Here is a 25,799-nt window from a genome sequence, read left to right on the forward strand (position 1 = left end):
AATTTAGAAGGAATTAATTATGTCACAAAAAATTAAATTAATGATTTTAAGTGGTGTACGTGAAAATGGAAAGAATATGTACGCCGTACAAGTTGATGATGAAATTTTTATTATGGATGCTGGCTTAAAGTTTCCAGATAGTTCTTTACTGGGAATTGATGTGGTAATCCCTGACCTAGAGTTTTTTAAAGAATATGGTGATCGCATTGCAGGAATCTTTTTAACACATGGCCATGCAGATTCAATTGGAGCTTTACCATATATTTTAAGAGACCATGATATCCCAGTGTTTGGTTCAAAATTAACTATTGAATTAGCAAAATATGCTGTTCAAAAAGAAAATAAGCGTCGAAAGAATGATTTATTTCATGTAATTGATGCAGATACTGAAATTGATTTTAAAAATGCTACTGTTTCTTTCTTTTCGACTACTCACTCCATTCCAGATTCATTAGGGATTGATATTTCAACTAAAGAAGGAGAAATTGTTTATACAGGTGATTTTAAATTTGATCCTTCAGCTAAAGAGGGATATAAGACAGATTTTGTTCGCTTATCTGAAATATCCAAAAAGGGTGTGTTAGCTCTATTAGCTGATTCTACAAATGCAGAAGCAGTCTTCCCTAATGACCAACAAACTTCAATTGAAAAATATATTTTAAAAACTTTTCAAAACCATAATGGGCGCATTATTGCAGCTGCAAAAGCGTCTAACATTAATAGGGTACAAGAAATTTTTAAGGCAGCCCATGCTACTGGAAGAAAAGTATTTTTAACGGGTAGAGATATTGGTCGAGTAGTATATACGGCTATGAAATTGGGATATTTAGATGTTCCAAAAGATCTTTTGGTTCATGGAAAAGATTTGAAAAAAATTCCAGATAATGAATTAGTAATTCTTGAAACTGGAAGAATGGGTGAACCCTTAAAATCTCTTCAAAAGATGGCAACTAAACGTCATCGAATGATAAAAATTAAAGAAGGAGATTTGGTGTTTATTGCAACTACTCCTTCTCATTCTGTAGAGACCATGGTTGCACAGACTAGTGATTTAGTTTACCAAGCTGGTGGGGTAGTCAAGGAACTAGGAAGAGATCGTCATACCAGTGGTCATGCCACAGGACGTGATTTGCAACTTTTAATTAATACTTTAAAGCCTAAGTTTTTGATTCCAGTAATTGGGGAATATCGACTTTTAGAATTACAACAAGGCTTAGCTATTCAAGCAGGAATGGATAAACATGATATATTCTTAACCAAGAATGGTGATACACTAAGCTTAGAAAATGGTAGATTTTATTTGACTGATCCAGTACCTGGAGAAGACATTATGATTGATGGAGCAGGTGTTGGAGATGTTGGAAATATAGTTTTAAGAGACCGCGAAGTTTTATCAGATGATGGTATTTTTATCGCAGCTGTAACTATTGACCGAAAAAAGAAAAAAATTGTTTCTAACCCTTTAGTTTCTACGCGAGGTTTTGTTTATATTAAGGCTAACCATGCTTTAATGGATGGAGCTGTAGGAGTTATTCGTGAAGCAATTGAAAATAATTTTGAAAATAAACGTTTCGACTGGTCTGAATTAAAACAAGATGTAAGAAGTTCAGTTGAAAAGTATTTGTATAAAGAAACTGGCAGAAGACCTGTTGTACTTCCAGTAGTGATGGAAGTAAACCAAAATCGTCACCGAGCAATGGCTAAAAAAAATAATGCTAAGCAAGAGAGTGATGGATCTACAAAGAAGAAAAATAATAAGCCAACTAGAAAAAATTCTTCAAAGCACAAGAGTGTTCATGCTAACAAGCAAAAGAAGGTAAAAGCTTAATGAAAGAGGTAAGCCAAAATAATTTAATTAAATTGGCAGATGAAGCTTTAACAAAAAATAAATTAAATCAGGCGCAAAGCTATCTCTTAGAAGCATTGAGGTTAGGCCATAAATGGGAAATAGTAGAAAAATTATGTAATATTTTTTTACAAAAAAAAGAACCTTTTCAAGCATATCGATTAATAAAAGAAGAGCCAGATCTTTTTTCTAATCAAAAAATCTATGATTTATACGTAAAAATACTCCAAAAATGTCATTTTTATATAGAAGCACGAGAATTGAGTAATTTAGCGGGACTTAGTATCTCAGAAAAGGTAAAACCTGTTTCGATGCCAGAACAGCAAAAAATTATAAAAAATTTTCGTACAATTGCTAAACCTACAGAAAAGGAGTACTTAGAACTATATAAGTTGGATATGGAGAATTTTGTAAACTTTGCTCAAAGTTTATTATTAGATCCAACACTTGATTTTGCAATTAGATTATCTTTATGTGAAGATCTAGTAAAGCTTGGTTATGACAAGGAAATGTCAGTTTTAGTGTTAGGTAAAAAAGAAGGCTTCATTCCTAAAGAGACGAGTTTATTTGAAAAAGATACTTTATATCATGAAGTGGTGATGAGCATTGCGGATTATTATCAAAAAGATCCAACAAAGCTTTTAATGATGTTGAATGAAGCAAAAATTGCAATGGGTATGTTATATCCTAAATTACATACTTATATTTCAAATCCAGATGCTTTTGCTCATGATTTAAGAACATATATTGAAAAAAAGGATGGCGGAGAAAACAAAGAGCTATTGGGAAAAATATATAGTTATTTAAACTATGAAAAAAATTAATAATTATTTTTCTTAAAAAGGTTTACTTTTTTGTGCTATCTAGTATAATCAGTTAAGGATATTTTCAAAGGGGTACGGGCTATCACTTTAATTCTTTGGCTTTTTACCTTTGAAAGTAGTATAATAATCAACAGAGAATTATCCGTTACTTTACTCAACGGACTTCTTGCAAATATATTTACAGGAGGGTCATTTTAATGGCAGAAAAAGAACATTACGAAAGAACTAAGCCGCACGTTAACATTGGTACTATCGGCCACGTTGACCATGGTAAGACCACTTTAACTGCAGCTATTACTACTGTTTTAGCAGAAGATGGTTTAGCACAAGCTGAAGATTACTCACAAATCGATGCAGCTCCAGAAGAAAAGGAACGTGGTATCACTATCAACACTGCCCACGTTGAATATGAAACTGCTAACCGTCACTACGCTCACATGGATGCTCCAGGACACGCAGACTACATCAAGAACATGATTACTGGTGCTGCTCAAATGGATGGTGCTATCTTAGTTGTTGCTGCAACTGATGGACCAATGCCTCAAACTCGTGAACACATCTTACTTGCTCGTCAAGTTGGTGTTGAATACATCGTTGTATTCTTAAACAAGACTGACTTAGTTGACGATCCAGAATTGATCGACTTAGTTGAAATGGAAGTACGTGACTTATTATCAGAATACGATTACCCTGGTGATGATGTACCTGTAATCCGTGGTTCAGCTTTAAAGGCACTTCAAGGTGATAAGGAACAACAAGACGTAATCAGAGAATTGATGAAGACTGTTGATGAATACATTCCAACTCCTGAACGTGATACTGACAAGCCATTCTTAATGCCAGTTGAAGACGTATTTACTATCACTGGACGTGGTACTGTTGCTTCAGGTCGTATCGACCGTGGTACTGTTAAAGTTGGTGACGAAGTTGAAATCGTTGGTTTAACTGACAAGATTGAAAAATCAACTGTTACTGGTTTGGAAATGTTCCACAAGACTCTTGACTTAGGTGAAGCCGGAGATAACGTTGGTGTATTGCTTCGTGGTGTTGACCGTGATCAAATCGAACGTGGTCAAGTTTTAGCTGCACCTGGTTCAATCCAAACTCACAAGAAGTTTAAGGGCCAAGTTTATATCTTAAACAAAGACGAAGGTGGACGTCACACTCCATTCTTCTCAGATTACCGTCCACAATTCTACTTCCACACTACTGACGTAACTGGAAAGATCGAATTGCCAGAAGGTACTGAAATGGTTATGCCTGGTGATAATGTTGAATTCACTGTTGAATTAATTAAGCCAGTTGCCATTGAAAAGGGTACTAAGTTTACTATCCGTGAAGGTGGTAAGACTGTTGGTGCTGGTCAAGTAACTGAAATTCTTGACTAATTTTTCATTAAAAGACGTGTCTTCGGACATGTCTTTTTTTTATGTTATTTTTTGAAAAAGCACAGGTAAATTTGCGATTTAAAGCCATTTAGGGTAAGATAAATGAGTATGCAAGTGCACAAACCCAAATTTGACATCGGAGGTATTTTATTAATGTCTGTAAAATGGGAAAAGACCGGTAAAACTACCGGCGAATTAACTTTTGAAATTCCTACTAGTGAAGTAAAAAAAGGCTTAGATGAAGCTTTTAAGCGTGTTAAGAAAAACTTACGTGTACCAGGTTTCCGTCCAGGACACGTTTCACGTACTATTTTTAACCAATACTATGGTGAAGAAGCACTTTACGAACAAGCTTTAAACATTGTGCTTCCACAAGCTTATACTGAAGCTGTTAAAGAAGCTGGTATTGACCCAGTAGGTCAACCACAAATTACTCCAGTTTCAATGGAAAAAGGTAAGCCTTGGGAAATGAAGGCTACTGTTAGTGTAAAACCTGAAGTTAAATTAGGTGATTACAAGGGTGTAGAAGTTCCTAAGCAAAGTACACGTGTATTGGTAAAAGATGTTGATGCTGAATTAAATAAGCGTCGCCAACAAAATGCAGAATTAGTCTTAAAAGATGGTAAAGCTGCTAAAGGTGATACTGTAACTATTGATTACACTGGTACAATTGATGGTAAGCCATTTGATGGTGGAAGTGCTAAAAACTATAACTTAAAATTAGGCTCAAATACATTTATTCCTGGCTTTGAAGATCAACTTATTGGTCACAAAGCAGGGGATGATGTTGATGTAGTAGTTACTTTCCCAGAAGATTATGGTGCTAAGGATTTAGCCGGTAAAGAAGCACACTTTGATACCAAGATTCACGAAGTTAAGTCTACTGAATTACCAAAATTAGATGATGAATTTGCTAAAGATGTAGATGACTCTGTAGAATCTCTTGATGAATTAAAAGATAAAATCAAGAAAGATTTAAAGAAGCTTAAGGAAGATCAAGCTAAAGATGCAATTCAAGAAGCTGCAATTAAAAAGGCAGTAGAAAATGCTGAAATTGATGAAATTCCAGATGCTATGATTCAAGAAGATGTTCAAACTCAAATGAATCAATACTTGGGTAGCATGCAACGTCAAGGTATCGATCCACAAACTTACTTCAAGTTAACTGGAACTACTGAAGCACAATTACGTGATCAATTAGCACAAGATGCTGAAGAACGTGTAAAAACAAATCTTGTTTTAGAAGCTATTGTTGACAAAGAAAAACTTGATGCTGATGAAGATGAAATCAAGGAAGAAATTGCTAACTTAGCTAATGACTACAATATGGAAGAAGCAGTTGTACGTCGTACTTTAACAGATGACATGCTTAAGCATGATATTGCTGTAAGAAAGGCAATTGATTTAGTAACTGATAAGGCAAAGCAAGTTCCTAAGAAGAAAAAGACTACTGCAAAAAAGACAACTAAAAAAGAAGACAAAAAATAATAATAAAAAGGCGACTTTTTAGTCGCTTTTTTATTTCCAAACTAATTTTTTTGTTAATCACTCATAACATGATAAACTTATTCTATGCGAATAGAAAGTGTAGAAAGGAGACCATAAATGAACAATGATATTACTCTTAAAGAAGAAGTAAAATGTTCTTTTTGTGGCAAATCTCAATCTCAAGTAAGAAAACTAATCGCTGGAAATGGCGTATACATTTGCGATGAATGTATTGCCACTTCACAGCAGATTATTGAAGATGAATTACGTGCTGATTCTCTTAAAGAAGCAAAGGATCTCCCTAAGCCAATGGATATTAAAAAGCAACTAGATGAATATGTTATTGGTCAAGATCGGGCTAAGCAAATTCTATCAGTAGCTGTTTATAATCACTATAAAAGAATTAGTCAAGTAAATTTGGGTAAGTCTGATACAGAACTTCAAAAGTCTAATATTGCCTTAATCGGCCCTACTGGATCAGGAAAAACTTATCTTGCGCAAACATTAGCTAGAATTTTAAATGTACCTTTTGCCATTGCCGATGCAACTACCTTAACAGAAGCAGGGTACGTTGGGGAAGATGTTGAAAACATTTTGCTTAAGTTACTTCAAAATGCCGATTACGATATTGAAAGAGCACAAAAGGGAATTATCTATATTGATGAAATTGATAAAATTTCAAAAAAGGCTGAAAATGTTTCAATAACAAGAGATGTGTCTGGTGAAGGGGTACAACAATCTCTTTTGAAAATTTTAGAAGGAACTATTGCCTCTGTTCCTCCTCAAGGTGGACGTAAGCATCCGCAACAACAAATGATTCGTATGGATACAAGCAATATTTTATTTATTGTGGGTGGAGCTTTTGATGGCATTCAAAATATAGTAAAAGATCGCTTAGGTGAAAAGGTGATTGGTTTTGGTGCTGAAAATAGTAGTAAAGATGTTACAGATGACAATTGGCAAAGATTTTTAACTACTAGTGATTTAGTGAAATTCGGTCTTATTCCAGAATTTATCGGACGTATTCCAATTATTTCTACTTTGGATAAGTTAGATTCAGAATCACTAACAAGAATTCTTAAAGAGCCCAAAAATGCTCTAACAAAGCAATATATTAAATTGTTAGGTCTTGATAATATTAACCTTGAATTTGATGACGAAGCAGTTAAGGCAATTGCTGATTTAGCTTTGAAGCGAGATATGGGAGCACGTGGTTTGAGAACTATTATTGAAAATGCAATGATGGACATCATGTATACTGCTCCTAGTGACGATACAATTGATACAATCATAATTACAAAAGATGTGATTGAAAATCACGCTCCAGCTAAAATTATTCGTAAGGAAGAAGAAAAGGCACAGGTTAATAAAAAATGAAAGTAACAGATAGTGAATTTTTTATCAGTGCTGTAGGAGAAAAACAATATCCAAAAGATGATTTGCCTGAATTTGCACTTGCTGGGAGATCAAATGTAGGGAAGTCTAGTTTAATCAATGCAATTGTAAATAGAAGAAAATTGGCGAGAACGTCTCAACAACCTGGAAAAACACAGACTTTAAATTTTTATAAAGTAAATAATGAGCTTTATTTAGTTGATGTTCCAGGGTATGGGTATGCAAAAGTCTCAAAAAAACAACGCGAAAAATTTGGGGAAATGATTCAAGACTATTTAGAAACAAGAGCAGATCTAAAAGGTTTAGTCTTACTAGTTGATGCCCGTCATGATCCGACTAAAGATGACATTAGCATGTTTGAATATGCTCAATACTTAGATATTCCCATTTTAGTGGTTGCCACTAAGATGGATAAATTAAAAAAGATGGAAGCAAGTCAAATTAAGCAAAAAATTGGTAAGAGTCTTGATCTAGACCAAGAACATGTTTCATTTTTGCCATTTTCGAGTGTAAAAAAACTTAATATAGATAAGTTTTGGGATTGGATTGAAGAACACGAATAAATAAAAGCATAGCGCTCCTTGCTATGCTTTTATTTTTGAAGAGAACTAAGGGGGAAAATAATGGATCAAATATGGCCAATTTTTTTAGCAATTATGCTTGTTATATTAGCAATAACACTTTTTAAAGATAAACAACATTTATATTTTTTAAAAGCCTGTGTTTTATTTTTAGGAATGTTGGCATTTAGTTTTTTAAATTTTGTAATTCTGCTTTTTGTAGCCTTTCTATTGATAAGAAGTGATCAGGCTTTAGAACTAAAAAATTTATTTTTACTGATTGGAATTTTAGTGGTAATTTCAGGAATTATAATATATTGGGGACTACGAGGATTTAATAAAGTTTTCCCACTTTCACTTACAACATTGACGTTAATTGAATACTGTATTCAGTGGGTATTAATTTATATCACTATCTATCAAACAATGTTTTCGAATATTAAAAAGTTAACTTCAGTAGCACATTATATAAAGATTGGGGACTTTTTAGATCCAAATATTTTTGTAATTATTGTTTTACCATCATTTATTTCGATATGGATAGGATTAGTTTTGCTGAAGAAACATCTTCATGAACTATAGAAAGAAGCAAGTATGTTAAGAAAGTTAAACGGTTTAATAATAAAAGTAATTGCTATCATTGGAATTATAATATCGGCCTTATTTACACTAAATGGCTCAATTACCATGACATCTTCAACTAGTGGACTCATTAATTCTGGACTAAATAAAGCTGCAAGTAATTCTGGAAATGAGGGAGTCCAAACAGGGGTACAACTATTTCAATCTTTAGGTTTAGAATCCTTAATTGCCAATCAACTACCGAAAAAAATAACTCTAAAAACTTCATTAACAAAATTTAAACAAACGGCTCAGTCCATTCAGACAAATCATAGTGTAACCGCTAATGATTTTGACTTAAAAAATTCCACAGATCAGGAAAAAATTTTAAATGATGTTTTGGTAAAATTAGCAAATAATGAAATTCAGGAGAATAAGGAGACATTTAATCAAATAGCTCAATATTATCAATTAGGTTATTATATAATTCTCTTTTTGTATTTGATTGCAATTATTATGGTATTATTTGGGAATCGAGGCGCTATTATTCCGCTTTTGATTGCATCTGTAGGCTCGTATGAGATTCTGAAGTATGGTAGCACTCAAGCAATGGAAAGCTTGCAGCAAACCCTATATTCAGGGATTAAGATTAACTTAGGTGGAGAGTTTATGACAAGTGTTACAATAGCGATTATCATTTCAATCGGCTGGCTGTTTTTGGCAAAAGTAGGCAGCAAGAAAAAGGTAAGTAGTAAACCTGCTCAGCCACATTATAAGCATCAAGCTTAGAAGGGAAAGGTTAGATGAAACGGATTGTTTTTGTATGTCATGGGAATATCTGTCGCTCTCCAATGGCAGAATTTATTATGAAAGATATTGTTTGGAATGGTGATAAAGAAGCAGAATATGAGATTACTTCTAAAGCAGCTACTAAGGATGCACTAGGCTTAGAAATGGACACGCGGGCTAAAAGAGTCTTGGAAAAGCATCATGTTCCCTTTGGAACCCATCATGCTAGTCTCTTGCAAAAGGAAGATTATCAAAAATATGATTATCTGGTAGGAATGGATGAAGAAAATTTTTTTGATATGAATCGTATTACAGGTGGAGATCCTGAAAAAAAGGAAACAAAACTTTTAAATTTTGTATCTTCTTGGAGCGATATTGAAGATCCTTGGTATACAGGTGATTTTGAAAAAGCTTATCAGGAAATACAAAAGGGATGCAAAGGATTATTTGAAAAGTTAGAAAATAAAAGTATTTAAGAAGAATTATTAAGTAAAAATCGTCAATATTTCCGGGCTCATCTCACAATATTAGTGATAAAAGCCTAGAATTATTGACGATTTTTTAATGAAAGTTGGATGATTTTCAAACATTTATTTTATCAAGGGTAAAATTATATTAACCCATAAAGCTGAAAGAGGCATTACGAAAATCATTGAGGGAATCATTTCCGCAATTGGAAACATTTTTAGACGAAGCATTCTAAAGCCAGTAGCGACCATTAAAAATCCTCCACAAGCTTTAAAGTCTGCAATCATACTGGGAGAAGAAAACGGAATAATGAAACGCGCTAATAAAAAGAGTAAATAAAAAATAATAAATTGTGGGATCGCAATGACTGAAACAGCATAGCCAAGGCTAGCGGCAAAGATAGCTGCCGTAAAGAAGTCCAGAATTGCTTTAGAAATTAAGATCGAGCTATCCCCAGAAATACCTTCAGTCATAGATCCATAAATTCCAGTTCCTCCTGCGCAGAATAACACGGTAGCCGTAACCATTAAACTTGTAAATTCATCTTGAGTAATTGTTAATTTTTCTGTTGGAATGAGCTTCGTAATAGGACGCTGCATTAAGGCAGCTCCTTTATTAAAGATTGTTCCTAAATGCATCCATAAACCAACAATTGTTCCTAAAATAATTGCAAAAATAACTGCTGGCATGTATTTCATGGGTGCAATGGCGTAGATTCCCATGCCCATCGAAGAAACTCCAAAAACCATGTTTAATTTTTCTTTGAAGTCTTCAGATAATTTTTCTCCCCATATACCTCCTAAAATACCTCCTAGTATAACAGAGCCGACATCAACTAAAACACCTATTGGCATAAAAATATTCCTCCCCTAAAAAGTCATACTTAAATAGTATAAACTTTTAAGGATAAGATAACAATGTTAGAATTTAGTATACTAAAGTAAAAGGAGTAAAGTATGGCAGTTACAATTAAAGATGTAGCTAAAAGGGCAGGTGTGTCTACTTCAACAGCCTCTCGAGCGCTTAATAATAGCTCTCTAATTAGTGCCGCAACTAAGCAAAAGGTGAAGCAGGTAGCTCAAATTCTAAATTATCATACTAATTATAATGCACGAAATCTTAGTTTAGATGAAACTAACCTGGTAGGGGTTGTTTCAGAAAGTATTGCTGGAGATGCTTCGGCTAATCTTTTTCAGATGGACTTAATTCAGTCTATCAGTAAGAGCTTAAATAAAAGACATTATGAGCTAGTTTGGCTAACAGGAAAAAATCAAGATGAAATATTGAAGCGGATTGCGAAAAACTACAATCAGTTTAGAATTAAAAATTTTATTTTCTTGAAGGATGAACTTAGTAATGAAATAGTTGAGTTTCTTAACGATAATCAGATAAATTTTTTAGTTATTGGCCATCCTGAGCAAAAGGTGCGAGCTATAAATAATGATAATATTTTAGCTGGTAAAGCAGCAACTGAATATTTAGTTAAAAATAAAAGTAGTAAGAATCCTCTATTTTTTCAATCTAGTAAAAATCAGCATTTTGAACAAGATCGATATTTAGGATATAAAGACTACTTAAAAAGCATTTTGAAAACTCCGATTAGATTAACCGAGAAGACTGATTTGGAGCAATTTATTAAGGCACATCCCGAAATAGATGGAATAGTCTGTGTAGATGATGCCTTAATGATTAAAGAATTAAATCATATTTTGAAAATAGATTTGCCTGTTATCACATTTAATGACAGCTATTTAGTGGGAAAATTATTAAAAAGATGGACTTTTGTGGATTTAAAGCCAGAGGTATTGGGGCAAGAGGCCGTTGAAGTTTTGTTTAATAAGAAGATAGAAAATAAGGTTATAGACTTTAGCATTAAAGATCGTACTTAAAAAGTATAGATCTTTATTTTTGTTTTTGTGCAAACGATTGCATAATTTTAAAAAAAGAGGTAATATATTGATGTAAACATTATAAAGCGCTTACAAAGATTATAGATTGAAGTAGGTAGAATATATGGAAGAGGAGAAAAAGAAACAGACAGTTGGATTACCAATGTTACCCAAAAGCTTGATTTGGATGATTAACTTTGGTTTCCTAGGCGTACAGACAGCTTTTACGTTACAAAGTTCGCAAATGAGTAGAATTTTCCAAACTTTAGGTGCAGATCCTAATAATTTGGGTTGGTTCTTTATTTTACCGCCATTGGCAGGATTAGTGGTACAACCGATTGTAGGATATTACTCAGATCGAACTTGGTTGCCAAAGCTTGGAGGAAGAAGATTACCTTATCTTCTTTTAGGGATGATTGTGGCAGTTATCGTAATGATTTTGTTGCCCAATGCTGGTAGTTTTGGCTTTGGATATGGATCATTAGCAGCTTTGTGGTTTGGAGCAATTACAGTTGCTTTGCTTGATTTATCTTCCAATGTCGCTATGCAACCTTTTAAAATGATGGTTGGAGACATGGTAAATGATAAGCAAAAATCATATGCTTATGGTATTCAAAGCTTTTTATCAAATACAGGTGCAGTATTAGCAGCTATTTTCCCATTTGTATTAACATTATTGGGAGTTTCAAATACTGCTAAAAGAGGGGTGGTTCCTCAATCAGTTATTATTGCATTTTATGTAGGAGCAGCTTTATTAATTATCACTAGTTTGTTTTCTGTCTTCAAAGTCCATGAATATGATCCAGCAACCTATGCAATGTATCATGGAATTAGCGAAGAAGATAATAAAGAAGGTGGAAATTGGTTCACTTTATTGAAAAATGCGCCAAAAACTTTTTGGACTGTAAGTCTAGTTCAATTTTTTAGTTGGTTTGCATTTCAATATTTGTGGACTTACTCAACAGGTGCAATTGCCAAAAATGTTTGGAATACCACTGATGCAACTTCGGCCGGATATCAAGCAGCTGGTAACTGGTATGGTGTATTAGCTGCTGTCCAATCAATTGCAGCAGTTATTGCATCCCTAGTTTTGGCAAAAATTCCTAACAAATACCACAAAGTATGTTACTCAGTAAGTTTATTCATTGGTGCAGTTGGATTTGTTTCAATTTTCTTTGTCCACAACCAATGGTTACTAATCTTATCTTATATTTTGGTAGGAATTTCTTGGGCAGGTATTAATACTTATCCATTAACGATTGTAACCAATGCACTTTCTGGAAAGCACATGGGAACATACTTGGGATTATTTAATGGTTCAATTTGTTTACCACAAATTGTTTCTTCACTTTTGAGTTTTGCTCTTTTCCCATTATTAGGTGCTTCACAAGTAAATATGTTAGTATTGGCAGGTGTTGTACTTGCAATTGGAGCAGTAAGTGTAGTTACAATTAAAGAAGAATATGTAAATTAGAAAGGTAATAATTATGAAACAGACTTTTGAAATTAAGCCATGGAATGTTGATACTGAAAAATGGGCTCCAAAGGATAAGAGGATCCAAGAATCAATTACAAGTTTAGCCAATGAAAATCTTGGAATGCGTGGATTCTTTGAAGAAGGTTATAGTGGAGACACTTTAGAAGGAATTTATCTTGGTGGTGTCTGGTTCCCAGATAAGACTCGTGTTGGTTGGTGGAAAAATGGATATCCACAATATTTTGGTAAGATGATCAATGCAGTTAACTTTATGAAAGTAATCATTAAAGTTAATGGGGAACAACTTGATTTAGCTAAACAAACTCCAAGTAACTTTAAGTTAGATCTTGATATGAAGAAGGGTACTTATACCAGAAGTTTTCAAGTTGAACTAGGTGGTGCAAAACTAGAATTTGAATTTGAACGTTTTGTAAGTGTTGCCCAAAAAGAATTAGTTGGTCAAAGAATTCATGTTAAGAATTTGAGTGCTGCTCCTGTTAAGTTAAGCATTACCAATATGATTGATGCAGATGTTTATAATGAGGATGCTAACTATGATGAACAATTCTGGGAAGTATTGGATAAAAAAGCAGCTGGAGAAAAAGCTTATTTACTTTCAATGACTAAAAAGAATGATTTTGGTACACCTCGCTTTATGGTAGGGATGCAAACAACAGTTAAAACCGATTTAACTCACCAAGAAGACGGTACTACTGAAAAGACTGCTTTTAATGTTTTTGAAGGGGAAGTAGCTGCAAATAAAGAAGTAGATTTTGAAAAGCGTTCTTTGATTGTAACTTCACGTGATTATGAAACTAAGGATGAATTAAACTTTGCCTTAGAAAAATTATCTGCAAAATTAGATACTCAAACTTTCGATGAATTACTTTCTCCTCATGAAAAAGAATGGGAAAAGCGTTGGAAACAATCAGATGTTGAAATCAACGGTGATACTGGGGCACAGCAAGGTATTCGATTTAACCTTTTCCAACTATTTTCTACTTACTATGGTGAAGATGATCGCTTGAATATTAGTCCAAAAGGATTTACTGGAGAAAAGTATGGTGGTGCTACTTATTGGGATACTGAAGCATACTGTATTCCAGTTTACTTAGGGGTAGCAAATCCTAAGATTGCACGTAATCTTTTAATGTATCGTTATAAGCAATTGGATGGTGCATTTATTAATGCACAACAACAAGGCTTAAAGGGTGCTTTATTCCCAATGGTAACTTTCAACGGAATTGAATGTCACAATGAATGGGAAATTACTTTTGAAGAAATTCATAGAAATGGTGACATTGCCTATGCGATCTATCTTTACACTAATTACACTGGTGACAAGAGTTACGTACTTCATGAAGGGGCTAAAGTTTTAACTGAAATTTCACGCTTTTGGGCTGATCGTGTTCACTACGCTCAAAGTAAGAATAAATACATGTTGCATGCTGTTACTGGTCCTGATGAATATGATAATAATGTAAATAATGACTGGTACACTAACTTACTTTGCCGTTGGACATTACAATATACTTTAGATATTCTTGATCAAGTTGATGACAAAGTTGCCAAAGAATTAAATGTTAGTGAAGATGAAAAACGTCACTGGAAGGGCATTGTAGATAATATGTATCTTCCATATGATGCTGAAAAGAAGATTTTCCCCGAAAACGATGGCTTTATGGATAAGGAATTAAAACCTGTTTCAGAAATTCCAAGTGATCAATTACCATTAAATCAAAATTGGTCATGGGATAAGATTTTACGTTCACCATACGTAAAGCAAGGAGATGTTATCCAAGGTCTTTGGGACTTTATTGATGACTTTAGTCAAGAAGAAAAGAAAAATAACTTTGATTTCTATGAACAATTTACAGTTCATGAATCAAGTTTATCAGCTTCAGTTTACTCAATTATCGCAGCAGATATTGGCTACCATGAAAAAGCTGTAGAATTATATGAACGTGCAGCTCGTCTTGATCTTGATAATTACAACAATGATACTGGTGATGGCTTACATATTACTTCTATGACAGGAAGTTGGTTAGATATTGTGCAAGGTTTTGCTGGAATGCGTGTTCGTGGTGGAGAATTACATTATGCTCCATTCTTACCTAAGAAGTGGACTTCATATAAATTCCGTCAAATGTTTAGAGACAGAATTATTGAAGTAAGTGTAACTAGAGATAAGACCGATATTAAGTTAATCGAAGGTGACCCCATTACAATTGACTTAAATGGTAAAAAGTTAGAACTTAAGTAATTTAAGGAGTAAAAAATGAGCTTTGAAGATATTAAAGGTTTTGCAATTGATCTTGATGGAGTGATTGCAGATACTGCAAAATTTCATGGTAAGGCTTGGCATCAAGTAGCTGATAAAGTAGGTACTAAGTGGACACCAGAATTGGCTGACTCTTTAAAAGGTGTTAGTCGAATGGATTCATTAGAATTAATTTTAAAAGCTGGTGGTCATGAAAAGGACTATACTCAAGAACAAAAAGAAGCACTAGCTAAAGAAAAAAATGACAATTACTTAAAATTAATTTCTACTTTAACACCTGCAGATATTTTGCCAGGAATGAAAGCATTTTTGGATGATGCCCGTAAAAAAGGCTATAAATTAGTTTTGGCTTCTGCTTCATTAAATGCACCAAAGATTTTAAAATACTTAGGATTAAGTGATTATTTTGATGCAATAGTAGATCCAGCTAAATTAAGTCATGGAAAACCTGATCCAGAAATTTATGTTGAATCAGCAAAAGCAATGAATTTACAACCAAGTCAAGTAGCAGGCTTAGAAGATGCTCAATCTGGAATTGAATCAATTAATGGTGCTGGAGAAGTATCAATTGGTTTTGGAAAAGATTTAAAAGATGCAGATGTAAAATTTGATTCTACTGCACAAGTTTCATTAGATGCTATTAAAAACCGTTTAGATAAATAAGTTAAAGGCCTAGGGATATTAAAAACCTAGGTCTTTTTGTATAATTAAAGTAAAATTGCTAATGAAAGCAGGAACAATCATGCGTAAAAATATACTTTTGTTGTCAACGGGTGGTACGATAGCATCAGTTGCGTCTGAGGAAGGACTAGCTCCTAAACAATCAGGAGAAGAGTTATTACAGTTATTGGGTGATTTACCATATGAGATTGAAGTAAAAGATATTTTACAATTAGATTCTTCAAACATTCAGCCAGAAGAATGGCAAATTATTGCAGATAACATTTATCAAAATCGTAATGATTATGATGGTATAGTAGTCTCTCATGGAACAGATACAATGGCTTATACTGCATCAATGTTATCTTTTATGTTACAAGGAATTAATTTGCCAGTGGTATTAACAGGAAGTCAGGTGCCAATCAATGTCTTATGGAGTGATGCACCAGATAATTTACGTTTAGCTTTTGCAGCGGCAACAAGTTGTCGTCCAGGAATTTATTTAGCCTTTGATAGAAAAGTAATGTTAGGTTGTCGTAGCGTAAAGGTAAGAACAATTAACTTTGATGCCTTTGAGAGCGTTAATATGCCTCCAGTGGCAACCGTTACTTCAGATGGCTTGATTTTTAATAAAGAACTTAAAATTCCCCATCCACAAAAAGTATCTTTAAATACTAATATTAATACTAATGTTTCTTTAGTTAAGTTATTCCCAGGCTTTGATCCGAATCTTTTATTTGCAATGGCAGATAGTGGTTGTAAAGGAATAGTGATTGAAGCATATGGCTTAGGAGGGATGACCAATATTAGAAGAAATTTGGCTGCCACTGTTGGCGAATTAATTAAGCGAGGGATTCCTGTAGTAGCAGGAAGTCAATGTTTATATGAGCGTAGTGATTTGACTCGTTATGAAGTAGGGAGAAGAGCTTTACTAGAAGGAGCCATTAGCGCTCGTGATATGACTTCTGAAAGTGCCATTACCAAGTTAATGTGGGCTTTAGGACAAGGAATGGATATTCATGAAATTGCGAAGTTTTTTGATACAGATGTAGTAGGGGAGGTAACCCTAGAGTAAGAGTTAATTTAACACTTTTTGATAAACAAGTTCTACAATATAAGTAGCCCTAATTGAGGAGGAAAAAACATGGAAAATGTATTATTAATTGGTTCAGGAAGCGTTTTAGACAAAGCAATTCGCAAAGAAATGATTGTTAATTCTAATTGGCATTTGACCATTTTTTCAGCTGATGCAGAATCAATGGGATTTGATTCACAACGAGAAAAGCTTATCAGTAAAGATGTAAGTAAAGCAACTGCAGCAGATCTAGATGACCTGATGATTATGCAAGATGCAGTAGTTGTAGCTGTTAATAAAGATGTAGTAAAGGTAACTAAATTAGTTTTACAAGCAATGAAGAAACATGAGGTAAAAAAGATTATCTTTGCGAGTTATTTAGGGATGTATGAAGCAGCAAGCTTAGAAGAAGGTACCCATAAAGTTTCTAAAGAAGTATTGAATGAGTTCCACAAAGCTGAAGAACTTGTAGAAAATTCAGGACTAAACTATACCATTTTGAGATCTGAAGCAATAGAGAATGGCCCAGTAAAATATGATATAGTTATTGCAGATATTCCCGTTGAATCACTTGATACTTCAGTTAAAGAGATTGCACAATTAGTATTACGATTACTTAGTGAAAAGAATATGTATAAAGATCAAAGTATTTCGATTAGTTTGCCTGATAAAAAGAAGTAAAAAATAAGAGCTCTCCATGTCTAGAGGACACGAAGAGCTTTTATTTTTGATTGAGTTCGTCGCTAATTAGTTTTAAAAATTTTTTTGTAAGAGGAGAAAGATAAGTATTTTTCTTCCATGCAATGATATGACTAGTAGTAGTTTTGGGAATGAGAGGGATAAAGGTTAAATCAGGGTCGTGATGCAAAGTTAAAATTCCATCAATTCCCAGTAGGTAGGTCATGTGGGCTTTAACAAGCTGAAGAGGATTACTAGCAAGATTATGAGTGGCAATAATTTTGAGTTTATTAATGTTAAGATCCAATAACTGTGCTAGCTCGTTTCGAACTAAGGAGCGAGCAGAAATAGCCAGTGGAATTTGAGAAAGGTCATCAGTAGTGATGGCCTTCTTTTTGCTTAATTCATCATCTTTTGTAGTAATAATTCCCCAAGTATCATGAATTGGAAGGGGGAAGATAGTTATATTTTTTTGCTTCAATGGGTTCTAAAAGTAAAGCAAGATCTAGTGAATTTTGATCTAGTTTTTCTTTTAAGTCATCCCCATTAGCCGTATAAATATCAAATTGAACGTTAGGAAAGTGATGATTCATCTTTTTGATAATTTTCATTAACCAAGTTGAAGCAGAACTTTCAACGCAGCCAATACGGATGATACCACTCAGCTCACTTTCTTGGGTGTGAATATCTTTTTCTGTTTGAGAAACTAATTCTAAAATTAATTCTGCTCTTTTTTTGAAAAAAGTGCCGGCTTTTGTTAAACGAAGATGCCGGTTTGTTCGATCAAATAAAGTAATATTAAGTTGCTTTTCAAGGTCACTTATTTGCCGTGATAAAGTAGGTTGAGTAATATGTAACTTATTTGCGGCTTTAGTGACATTTCCAGTTTTAGCAACGGTTAAAAAGTAATTTAAAACCCTGGTATCCATGTTTCCTCTATTTCCTTAACGATGGTCAGTAGGCATTTTTTTACGTTGTTGCCAAAGTTCTAAAAGCAGTTTCAATAGGCCATAAACTATTAAAAAAATTCCCAAAAAGACAACTGTCTCTTTATTAAGTGATTGTGGGCGAATGATTACAATGATTCCTACTGCAAAAGCTAAAAGTCCTTCAACAATATCAACGAATTTGCGCATTCCTTCTTTTACACGTTTTAGAATTACTTTTCGCAATTTGAAATAAGAAAAACTTAAAAGAAAAATTCCCAAGACGTAGTGAGCTAGAAAAGCTAAGAGCAGTCGATTAGCAATAATAGCAATTGCTAAACCAAAGGTAATCAAATAGGTAATGATAAAGAATCGTTTTTGGCGGTTTTTAAAAGTTGAGGTAGCGGCTTTAACAATATGAATACCGCTCCAAATAATTACTGTTAAGGCAGCTAACCAACCAAAAGCTCGATAAGCATGAGCAGGAGAGGTTAAACTAATAATTCCTAGAACTATCATCCCCCAACCAACTAAAGACTGTTTAGTAATAAAAAGTCGATTTAAATGTAAGGCTTTAATGCTGTTCCAAATAGTCCGCCATAAACTTCCAAGGACAAAACGAGTTCTACGTGAAGAATTAGTTAATGAAAAAAGAATTGCGCCAAAGCCACCAAAACCATTTTTATTAAGTTGGGTAATTTTGTCAGAACCGCTAGCAGCTAAAGCACTAAATAAATCATTAGTTAAAGCTTCGCGTTCTTGTGGCGTTGCTTCTTCAATCCACTTATTAATCATTTGATTATAAAGTGTAGCTTCAGCATTTCGGTGCTTAGCAGTAACAAAATGAGAACCTTCAATTTGCCAGCTCACTGGATCATGTTGGGCAAGTTTAGGGCGATTGGAAACTACAATAGTGGCTGCTTGTCCTTCAGCAGGTTCAAAAAGTCGCCCAATAATACTAAACTCAGGTACGTAACGATGAATTTTTGAGTGAACTTCTTGAACTCTTTTACTAAGACCAGGACTGTCATAAGTATAAACACCTTTAATCTGCTTTTTTTGATCATCAGGTAAATTTAAAGCAGCAAATTCAGCCAAGTTCCCTCCTTTAGAGTGACCGACTAGGGTAAAGTCTTTTTTAACCTCACTTAGAAGTTTTTCTAAATATTCAAGGGCAGAAGCTTGGGCAGCAGTAGTTTTAAAGCTGATTTCAAAGTCTTCTTTCCAGCCGACAATTGTATCATCAGTGCCGCGAAAGGCGATATAATTAGTCCCATCATCTAAGGTAATGCGAATGGCACTAAACTGTGTTTGATCATTATTAATAGCAACATAATAAGAAAGTTTAGCATTAGCAAATCTCTTTGAATTTGCCATTAATTGTAATAAGGTTCGCTGTTTAAGACTATTATGGCGCTGATCTTCACTAGCAAAATATTTTTTAGCAGCTTCTTTAATCGTAATTTGTTTTCCACTATCAGAAACAATGCCACTAAAATCTAAATAAGATAAAACTGCAAATGCTAATCCATCCACTTCATTAAAAGGAAGAGCAGATAGATCAATATCTCCTCGCCATTTAATGTAAGATAAAATATTATTTGAATTATCCATGTGTTGTTCACCTCATCTCTCTCTTATATTTTACCTCTAAAAAATCACGACGTGAAAAAGATCTGCATTCTTACCAATTCTTAATACTTTTGTAATTGATATTCCGTCCATCACTACCCTATAATATAAGTGTTGAATGAATAATTATTAAACAATAGTCGGAGGATTCAACAGTGAAGAAATACGAAAAAAAACTTAGATTTTCAATTAGAAAATTAGCTGTGGGTGCAGCTTCAGTTGTTATTGGTACAACTTTATTTGGTGTAGCTAGTCAAAGCCAACAAGTTCAAGCTGATACTACAAATACAGCTGTAACTACGAGTTCTGATAGCACAACTAGCTCATCAACTACTAGTAGTGAAGTAAAGGTAGATCACTTAAGTGTTCATTTAAGTGATTCAGAATTTGCTAAAGTAAATGATAAAGACTTCTTTACTTCAAATGATAATGGTAAGAAGATTGCAGCTGATTTTGTCAATAAAATTCAAACATTAAATCCAGACTATACTGTAAAACTCAGTGATGATGGAACTGAAGTAAATATTATTAAAGATGGGCAAACTGTTAAGACTTTAAAGATTGTTGAATATTTGATTAACGAAGGTCCAGTAGCAAATGGAACTTTCGTAACTCCAAATACTGCTAAGGATGATAGTTTAGTTGTTCCTGTAGCAGTAGACAAATTAACTTCTTTATCATCTAGTGAATTTGATAAAGTATCTGATTTAATTAAATCTTTGAATAAAGAAGTAGAGTCAGTTTCTCAATCTGGTTCTAAAGTAGTGGTTACTTTTACTGACGGTTCAACTAAAAACTTAACTAATAAGGATTTAGTAAATGAAGGTTGGATTAGTACTTTTAATCTAACTGGAAGTTTAAATGCTTCAGCTACTACAGTTACTCTACCAGAGACCAAAGTTAGTGTTAAAGATAGTTCTAAGTTAACTGATAGTGAAAAAGATAAAATTATTGCTGCTATTAAAGAAGAAAACAGTTTTACTGATGGCACTACTATTAGCGTAACTGATGATGGTTATGTAAGAGTAATTTTTGGTAATGTAACTGATGGCTTTGCTTGGGTGAAGCCAAGTGATGTACTTACTGTAGAAGGTAGCGCTACTAAAGTAAATGGTACTGTCAAAGTTAAGAAAAATACCTACGTCTACACTGGTAAGGGTAAAAAGACTAAAACTTCTGTAAAGAAGGGTAGTACTTGGAAGACAACTGCTAAGAAGACCATTAATGGTAAGGTATATTACCAAATTGGTAGTACCAAAAAAGATCAATGGCTCTTAGGTTCTGCTGTAACCTTTACCAAGGCTAAAGCAGCCGATAAAGTAACTTACCCTGCTTACAAAGCAACTATTACTATCAAAAAGAACTCTCAAAAGAATCTCTCTCTTTATGACTATAAATTAAAGAAAGTTACAACTAGTTTAAAGAATGTTTCTTACCTTTACACTACTAATGTAAAGAAAGTAAATGGTAAGGTAGTTGCATATCGCTACAAGAGCAATCAATGGATCAAGGTAAGTGATGTTGATAAGGTAACCGCAGGCTATAAAAAGCCAACTTCAACTTCAAAGGATACTACTTCTAATAAAACAACATATTCAGTTTATGCAGCAACTGTTGAAGTAAATAGTGATGTAAATAATAATATCCCACTTTATGATTACAAGCTAAGTAAAGTAACTGCTCACCTTAAGGCTTCTTATGTTTACACTACCTATGTAAAGAAAGTAAATGGCAAAGTAGTTGCATATCGTTACAAGAGTAATCAATGGATTAAGGCAAGTGATGTTGATAAGGTAACTAAAGGCCACCAAGCACCTTCAGTTAAATCAAACAAAGACACCAAGAAGACTACTAGTTCTAAATCTACAACTACTAAGAAAACTAGTTCAAAGGTAAAAGTAGCTACTGGATTTAAGGCTTCAAAAGAAAACTGGGTAGTAGGTTACCCAGGTGCTTACTTAATGGACAAGAATGGTAAAAAGATTAAGTCTGTTAAAAAGGGTACCAAGATTGAAGCAATTGGTGTAAAAGGTGCAGCAACAGATCCTAAGCGTACTTGGCAATTAAGTGATGGATCATTTATTTACGCAAAATATTTAATGACAACTGCACAATATAATAAAACAAAATAATATAATTATACAATTTATTGGTAACTCAATTACTTATTAAATTAAGCAGCAAGAATATGCTAGAGGTGTATTGTTCTCAGAGAAATTTAAAAGTTAAATTTGAGTTCAAAAATACCATCATAATTTTATTTTTATCATCCCATTAACATCTACCAATAATGTTTTCTGAGCGAACTTTAAGAGTAGCAGAGGTATTAGAAGTGATGGATTAAGGAAAAGGTAAAGATAAATTGTAAATAATATAAAAAGTCGTTTTTTCTATATGGAGAAACGACTTTTTATTTTGTTGACAAAAAGTAAGAAGATTAGTATAGTGGTAATGAACTTACAAAAAAGAAGTAACTTATTGAAGGAGGATTGAAATTATGCGCAGTTTGAAAAAAATTATTGCTGCTATTATAACATTATCAGTGGGAGTGGTGATGACTGCCTGTGCTAATTCATCCTCTTCAAGTGGTGGAGAAAAACAAACTTTAAATCTTTCAACTAATGCACCTTTAGATACGATTGATATTAGCAAATCAACTGGGTATGGACAGACTGGAAATGTATTTGAAAGTTTTTATCGTTTAGGAAAAAATGGCCAGCCTACAGCTGGTCTTGCAAAAAGCAGTACTGTATCTAAAGACGGCAAAACTTGGACTTTTAAGTTGCGTGATGCTCGATGGTCAAATGGAGATAAAATCACTGCTCAAGATTTTGTTTATTCTTGGCAAAGAAGTTTAGATCCAGCCACTAAGTCACCATATGCTTATCTTTTCTCAGGAGTTAAAAATGCCAATGCTATTACCGCTGGAAAAAAATCTTCAAGCAGTATAGGAATTAAGGCATTAAATAATAAAACAGTTCAAGTTAAACTAGAGCGACCAATTGAATACTTTAAGGTCTTAATGACCTATCCATTATTTGGGCCCCAAAATAAAAAAGTAGTAGACAAATACGGAAAGAAATACGCAACTAATTCTAAATATATGGTCTACTCAGGTCCATTCAAAATTAGTAACTGGAATGGTACTAACGATACTTGGAGCTTTGAAAAAAATCCATATTATTGGGATAAGAAAGTAGTTAAGTTAAACAAAATAAATTATCAGGTAGTGAAGTCTACTAATACAGGTTATCAATTATTTGAACAGAATAAATTGGATTTAACTCCACTTTCAAATGAACAAGTCAAAAATCTTAAGTCAAATCCAGAATTTAAGACTTATCCATATTCATTAGTAAGATTTTTACTTTACAATTTTAAAGCACCTAATTCTACTAATCGTAGAGCTTTGAATAATGAAAAGATTCGGTTAGCAATGTCTTTATCAATTGATAGAAATATCATTACAAAGAAAGTGTTAGGAAATGGATCAACACTGCCAACTGGTTTTGTAGCAACTGGCTTAGCAACTGATCCAAATACTAAAAAGGACTTTGCTCAAGAACAAAAAGTAAAAGACACAGTAGATTACAATCCAACACTTGCCAAAAAGTATTGGCATGAAGGATTAAAAGAGTTAGGAATTAAAAACTTAGATCTTACTCTTTTATCATCAAATGATGAGGCAGATAGTGGAGCGTTAACTCAATATTTGCAATCGCAATGGACAAAAGAATTACCAGGAATTAAGATTAATGTAGTTGATATTCCTGAAAAGTCTGCAACTAGTCGAGCACAGAAAGGGGAATTTGATCTTTATCTTTCTCACTGGGGTGGAGATTTTAATGATCCAATGACCTTTATGCAAATTCCAATGACTGGTACCTCTTATAATTATGGGAAATTTGCTAGTGAAAAATACGATGAATTAGTTGATAGAGCTACAAATGAAGACGCTAATAATTCTAAAAAGCGTTGGGAAGATTTGAGGAAGGCTGCTCAGTTAATTAATCGGACTCAGGCAATTACGCCAATTTACCAACAAACAACTGCTTATATGCAAAAGAGTCGAGTTCATGGTATTATTCATAATACTGCTGGAACTCAGTGGAGTTATAAGTATGCATATGTAGACTAGCTCAAAAGGATTCTCTTTCTACTAAGAGAATCCTTTTTATATTTCAGCAGAAAAGCAAATTTGTTATAATTGAAAATTATAAGAAAGGGTGGGGCAAACAGTGTATAAGAAATTATTATTAATATCATTATGTAGTGTAGGATTATTTGGGTGTTCTAATCCTAAAGCCTCTTCTCATACCAATTCTTCTTCTCAGCCAGTTACTCAGGCGCCAAAGAGAGCAAGTAGTCTAAGTAAATCAAATAAAAAAGCTGAGGACATGAAGGTCCCTTCTAAAAAAGGGGTTAACTGGAACCAGAAAAAAGATAAAGAATTAGCTAAGTTTGTGAAAAAATGGAGCCAGGCTGCTTCCCAATCTTATCGACAATATAATGGTCATGACTCTATCAAAACAGTTGGTGGAGTAACTTATCCAGAAGCTTTTTCAAGTAAGAAATTTTCGATTGAGAATCATGATAATATTTCACTTGGTTGGAGTCCAGATGGTAAAGATAAATATGAGTATAATGTAGTAGCTATCTACAATCAAAATGTGAATAATATGGGCTGGCATAATACTTATTTATTCTGTTTACATAAGGGTAAGCCTGTAGTCTTACTGGATTCAACTCATAATGTAGCTGTGATCCCCTTAACAATAAACACCGATCAAACTTTAAATGATGGTTTTCAAAAAATTGTGCAAGAAAAATAGGGATAAATAAAAGGGATGCTCCTGCATCCCTTTTATTGTTATTTCTTTTTTGCGACTTTAGCTAAGTTTTGGTAATTTTGTTTAATCCAAGAAAGATAATTATCTCCGGTAGGCATTGTCTCTCTGACAGAAAGAATTGGAATTTGATGTGCCTTGGCTTTCTTGACAAAAGTGTCGACGGTTGAACTATTAACTTGGGTATTATTAACAAAAAAGGCAATTTTCTGATGATTAATGTTGGTAGTCATTTCATTAATTACTTGAGGAGTAGGATCAGTTTCCTTTTCAATTGCTTCCTCAAAGGCCTTATCACCAATCGTAAAGCCGGTAGCTTTAAGCGCATAATCGAATACTGGTTCGCTCACATAAACAGGCTTGCTATGTTTGCCATCAATGTGATTAGCAATAGCTTTGACTTCAGAAATTCGCTTTAGATATTTCTTTCCTTGACTTTGATAGTAACTAGCGTGTTTTTTATCAAGTTTAGAAAGTTGTTTAACCAAATATTGAGTATATTTAGTAGGCATCTCTAAATCATACCAAATATGAGGATTAGCATTAGCTGGTAGTTTTAAAATATCATTACCAACTTTGGTAATCCTTTTATTATTGGCATTGGCTAGTTTATCCATCCAATCGTCATAACCAAGTCCATTACTAATCACTAGTTGGGCATTTTGAATACTTTTTGCATCATTAGTAGTAGGCTCAAAATCGTGTGGATCTATTGCTCCTGACTTAATAATCGCAGTAGCATTGCCGTATTTTCCAACGATATTTTGTGCGATGTTGGCATAAATATTTGTGCTTGTTACAATATTTATTTTTTTGGAAGAGGTGGTACTTTGCTTACCACAGCCAGTTAAAATTAGTAAAAATATTCCTAGCATCAAAAAAATACTAAGAAGTTTTTTCTTTTTCATAAATATTCTGCTCCTTGAAATAATTTTAAGATATAATCTCTAGTAATAATGATAGCAAAGTTGCTAATAATTGATAAGTAATTGCAAGTGAAGAAGGATAGGGAAAG

At 33.5% G+C, this 25,799-nt stretch carries 23 protein-coding genes; 18 read left to right on the forward strand and 5 right to left on the reverse strand.

The features are described from left to right. Window positions 1-19: 19 nt before the first annotated feature. From FP435_RS02895 to FP435_RS02935, 9 genes are all read left to right on the forward strand, one after another. Window positions 20-1,828 carry a ribonuclease J gene (locus FP435_RS02895; RefSeq protein WP_265484301.1) on the forward strand — a complete coding sequence of 603 codons (1,809 nt, stop codon included), beginning with the start codon at window positions 20-22 and terminating at the stop codon, window positions 1,826-1,828. Then, window positions 1,828-2,670 carry a hypothetical protein gene (locus FP435_RS02900; RefSeq protein ID WP_265484303.1) on the forward strand — a complete coding sequence of 281 codons (843 nt, stop codon included), beginning with the start codon at window positions 1,828-1,830 and terminating at the stop codon, window positions 2,668-2,670. The genes FP435_RS02895 and FP435_RS02900 overlap by 1 nt, the downstream gene beginning before the upstream one ends. Window positions 2,671-2,867: 197 nt before the next feature. Next, complete coding sequence (tuf, locus tag FP435_RS02905; RefSeq protein WP_265484304.1) at window positions 2,868-4,058, forward strand: elongation factor Tu; 1,191 nt, start codon at window positions 2,868-2,870, stop codon at window positions 4,056-4,058. A 153-nt stretch (window positions 4,059-4,211) separates the two neighbouring features. Continuing rightward, window positions 4,212-5,546 carry a trigger factor gene (gene tig / locus FP435_RS02910; RefSeq protein WP_265484305.1) on the forward strand — a complete coding sequence of 445 codons (1,335 nt, stop codon included), beginning with the start codon at window positions 4,212-4,214 and terminating at the stop codon, window positions 5,544-5,546. Window positions 5,547-5,663: 117 nt separating this feature from the next. Continuing rightward, the gene (clpX, locus tag FP435_RS02915; protein ID WP_265484307.1) at window positions 5,664-6,923 is read left to right on the forward strand and encodes an ATP-dependent Clp protease ATP-binding subunit ClpX; all 1,260 of its coding nucleotides are present in this window, start codon (window positions 5,664-5,666) and stop codon (window positions 6,921-6,923) included. Continuing rightward, entirely contained in the window at window positions 6,920-7,504 is a 585-nt protein-coding gene (gene yihA, locus FP435_RS02920; RefSeq protein WP_265484309.1) for a ribosome biogenesis GTP-binding protein YihA/YsxC, read from the forward strand. The genes clpX and yihA overlap by 4 nt, the downstream gene beginning before the upstream one ends. Before the next feature lie 60 nt (window positions 7,505-7,564). Next, the gene (locus tag FP435_RS02925) at window positions 7,565-8,083 is read left to right on the forward strand and encodes an SA1002 family membrane protein (protein ID WP_265484311.1); all 519 of its coding nucleotides are present in this window, start codon (window positions 7,565-7,567) and stop codon (window positions 8,081-8,083) included. A 12-nt stretch (window positions 8,084-8,095) separates the two neighbouring features. Continuing rightward, complete coding sequence (locus FP435_RS02930) at window positions 8,096-8,851, forward strand: hypothetical protein (protein WP_265484313.1); 756 nt, start codon at window positions 8,096-8,098, stop codon at window positions 8,849-8,851. A gap of 14 nt (window positions 8,852-8,865) precedes the next feature. Further along, window positions 8,866-9,327, forward strand: coding sequence for a low molecular weight protein-tyrosine-phosphatase (locus FP435_RS02935; protein WP_265484314.1), 462 nt, complete (start codon window positions 8,866-8,868; stop codon window positions 9,325-9,327). Window positions 9,328-9,441: 114 nt separating this feature from the next. Here FP435_RS02935 and FP435_RS02940 read toward each other — a convergent pair whose 3' ends face one another. Beyond that, window positions 9,442-10,173 (reverse strand): DUF554 domain-containing protein, encoded by a 732-nt coding sequence (locus tag FP435_RS02940; protein WP_265484316.1) that lies wholly within the window; start codon window positions 10,171-10,173, stop codon window positions 9,442-9,444. A gap of 102 nt (window positions 10,174-10,275) precedes the next feature. Here FP435_RS02940 and FP435_RS02945 point away from each other — a divergent pair, with 102 nt between their 5' ends. The 6 genes from FP435_RS02945 (at window position 10,276) to FP435_RS02970 (ending at window position 17,382) form a co-directional block, all read left to right on the forward strand. Further along, window positions 10,276-11,208: a LacI family DNA-binding transcriptional regulator gene (locus FP435_RS02945; protein ID WP_265484318.1), complete on the forward strand. Its 933-nt coding sequence runs from the start codon at window positions 10,276-10,278 to the stop codon at window positions 11,206-11,208. A gap of 124 nt (window positions 11,209-11,332) precedes the next feature. Then, entirely contained in the window at window positions 11,333-12,682 is a 1,350-nt protein-coding gene (locus tag FP435_RS02950; protein WP_265484319.1) for an SLC45 family MFS transporter, read from the forward strand. Window positions 12,683-12,695: 13 nt separating this feature from the next. Next, window positions 12,696-14,948 carry a glycoside hydrolase family 65 protein gene (locus tag FP435_RS02955; RefSeq protein WP_265484320.1) on the forward strand — a complete coding sequence of 751 codons (2,253 nt, stop codon included), beginning with the start codon at window positions 12,696-12,698 and terminating at the stop codon, window positions 14,946-14,948. A gap of 15 nt (window positions 14,949-14,963) precedes the next feature. Continuing rightward, on the forward strand, window positions 14,964-15,629 hold the full coding sequence (gene pgmB, locus FP435_RS02960) for a beta-phosphoglucomutase (RefSeq protein ID WP_265484322.1): 666 nt from the start codon (window positions 14,964-14,966) through the stop codon (window positions 15,627-15,629). Window positions 15,630-15,708: 79 nt separating this feature from the next. Continuing rightward, complete coding sequence (locus tag FP435_RS02965; RefSeq protein ID WP_265484324.1) at window positions 15,709-16,701, forward strand: asparaginase; 993 nt, start codon at window positions 15,709-15,711, stop codon at window positions 16,699-16,701. A 69-nt stretch (window positions 16,702-16,770) separates the two neighbouring features. Then, a complete protein-coding gene (locus FP435_RS02970; protein WP_265484326.1) occupies window positions 16,771-17,382 on the forward strand; it encodes an NAD(P)H-binding protein in 612 nt (203 codons plus the stop codon). 40 nt (window positions 17,383-17,422) lie between these two features. Here the strand turns inward: FP435_RS02970 and FP435_RS02975 are convergent, their stop codons facing one another. The 3 genes from FP435_RS02975 to FP435_RS02985 are packed head-to-tail and all read right to left on the reverse strand — an operon-like array spanning window position 17,423 to window position 19,919. Then, entirely contained in the window at window positions 17,423-17,860 is a 438-nt protein-coding gene (locus FP435_RS02975; protein ID WP_265484328.1) for a LysR family transcriptional regulator substrate-binding protein, read from the reverse strand. After that, the gene (locus FP435_RS02980; protein ID WP_265484330.1) at window positions 17,817-18,308 is read right to left on the reverse strand and encodes a LysR family transcriptional regulator; all 492 of its coding nucleotides are present in this window, start codon (window positions 18,306-18,308) and stop codon (window positions 17,817-17,819) included. Before FP435_RS02980 ends, FP435_RS02975 begins: the two co-directional genes overlap by 44 nt. 15 nt (window positions 18,309-18,323) lie before the next feature. After that, window positions 18,324-19,919 carry an Mbeg1-like protein gene (locus FP435_RS02985; protein ID WP_265484331.1) on the reverse strand — a complete coding sequence of 532 codons (1,596 nt, stop codon included), beginning with the start codon at window positions 19,917-19,919 and terminating at the stop codon, window positions 18,324-18,326. Window positions 19,920-20,092: 173 nt separating this feature from the next. Between FP435_RS02985 and FP435_RS02990 the strand changes: the two genes are divergently transcribed. The 3 genes from FP435_RS02990 to FP435_RS03000 all read left to right on the forward strand — a co-directional run bounded on the left by FP435_RS02990 (window position 20,093) and on the right by FP435_RS03000 (window position 24,769). Then, entirely contained in the window at window positions 20,093-22,069 is a 1,977-nt protein-coding gene (locus FP435_RS02990; protein WP_265484333.1) for a YSIRK-type signal peptide-containing protein, read from the forward strand. Window positions 22,070-22,434: 365 nt separating this feature from the next. Beyond that, window positions 22,435-24,075, forward strand: coding sequence for a peptide ABC transporter substrate-binding protein (locus FP435_RS02995; protein WP_265484334.1), 1,641 nt, complete (start codon window positions 22,435-22,437; stop codon window positions 24,073-24,075). 100 nt (window positions 24,076-24,175) lie between these two features. After that, window positions 24,176-24,769: a DUF4767 domain-containing protein gene (locus FP435_RS03000; protein WP_265484336.1), complete on the forward strand. Its 594-nt coding sequence runs from the start codon at window positions 24,176-24,178 to the stop codon at window positions 24,767-24,769. A 38-nt stretch (window positions 24,770-24,807) separates the two neighbouring features. Here the strand turns inward: FP435_RS03000 and FP435_RS03005 are convergent, their stop codons facing one another. Beyond that, window positions 24,808-25,692 carry a metal ABC transporter solute-binding protein, Zn/Mn family gene (locus FP435_RS03005; RefSeq protein ID WP_265484338.1) on the reverse strand — a complete coding sequence of 295 codons (885 nt, stop codon included), beginning with the start codon at window positions 25,690-25,692 and terminating at the stop codon, window positions 24,808-24,810. Between the last annotated feature and the right edge of the window lie 107 nt (window positions 25,693-25,799).

This window comes from Lactobacillus sp. PV037, from assembly GCF_014522345.1.
Classification (GTDB): Bacteria; Bacillota; Bacilli; order Lactobacillales; family Lactobacillaceae; genus Lactobacillus.

Excerpts from the sequence above, each read along its gene's own strand:
- FP435_RS02895 (WP_265484301.1), top strand. The coding sequence starts at position 20 with ATGTCACAAAAAATTAAATTAATGATTTTAAGTGGTGTACGTGAAAAT.
- FP435_RS02900 (WP_265484303.1), top strand. The coding sequence starts at position 1,828 with ATGAAAGAGGTAAGCCAAAATAATTTAATTAAATTGGCAGATGAAGCT.
- tuf (WP_265484304.1), top strand. The coding sequence starts at position 2,868 with ATGGCAGAAAAAGAACATTACGAAAGAACTAAGCCGCACGTTAACATT.
- tig (WP_265484305.1), top strand. The coding sequence starts at position 4,212 with ATGTCTGTAAAATGGGAAAAGACCGGTAAAACTACCGGCGAATTAACT.
- clpX (WP_265484307.1), top strand. The coding sequence starts at position 5,664 with ATGAACAATGATATTACTCTTAAAGAAGAAGTAAAATGTTCTTTTTGT.
- yihA (WP_265484309.1), top strand. The coding sequence starts at position 6,920 with ATGAAAGTAACAGATAGTGAATTTTTTATCAGTGCTGTAGGAGAAAAA.
- FP435_RS02925 (WP_265484311.1), top strand. The coding sequence starts at position 7,565 with ATGGATCAAATATGGCCAATTTTTTTAGCAATTATGCTTGTTATATTA.
- FP435_RS02930 (WP_265484313.1), top strand. The coding sequence starts at position 8,096 with ATGTTAAGAAAGTTAAACGGTTTAATAATAAAAGTAATTGCTATCATT.
- FP435_RS02935 (WP_265484314.1), top strand. The coding sequence starts at position 8,866 with ATGAAACGGATTGTTTTTGTATGTCATGGGAATATCTGTCGCTCTCCA.
- FP435_RS02940 (WP_265484316.1), bottom strand. The coding sequence starts at position 10,173 with ATGCCAATAGGTGTTTTAGTTGATGTCGGCTCTGTTATACTAGGAGGT.
- FP435_RS02945 (WP_265484318.1), top strand. The coding sequence starts at position 10,276 with ATGGCAGTTACAATTAAAGATGTAGCTAAAAGGGCAGGTGTGTCTACT.
- FP435_RS02950 (WP_265484319.1), top strand. The coding sequence starts at position 11,333 with ATGGAAGAGGAGAAAAAGAAACAGACAGTTGGATTACCAATGTTACCC.
- FP435_RS02955 (WP_265484320.1), top strand. The coding sequence starts at position 12,696 with ATGAAACAGACTTTTGAAATTAAGCCATGGAATGTTGATACTGAAAAA.
- pgmB (WP_265484322.1), top strand. The coding sequence starts at position 14,964 with ATGAGCTTTGAAGATATTAAAGGTTTTGCAATTGATCTTGATGGAGTG.
- FP435_RS02965 (WP_265484324.1), top strand. The coding sequence starts at position 15,709 with ATGCGTAAAAATATACTTTTGTTGTCAACGGGTGGTACGATAGCATCA.
- FP435_RS02970 (WP_265484326.1), top strand. The coding sequence starts at position 16,771 with ATGGAAAATGTATTATTAATTGGTTCAGGAAGCGTTTTAGACAAAGCA.
- FP435_RS02980 (WP_265484330.1), bottom strand. The coding sequence starts at position 18,308 with ATGGATACCAGGGTTTTAAATTACTTTTTAACCGTTGCTAAAACTGGA.
- FP435_RS02985 (WP_265484331.1), bottom strand. The coding sequence starts at position 19,919 with ATGGATAATTCAAATAATATTTTATCTTACATTAAATGGCGAGGAGAT.
- FP435_RS02995 (WP_265484334.1), top strand. The coding sequence starts at position 22,435 with ATGCGCAGTTTGAAAAAAATTATTGCTGCTATTATAACATTATCAGTG.
- FP435_RS03005 (WP_265484338.1), bottom strand. The coding sequence starts at position 25,692 with ATGAAAAAGAAAAAACTTCTTAGTATTTTTTTGATGCTAGGAATATTT.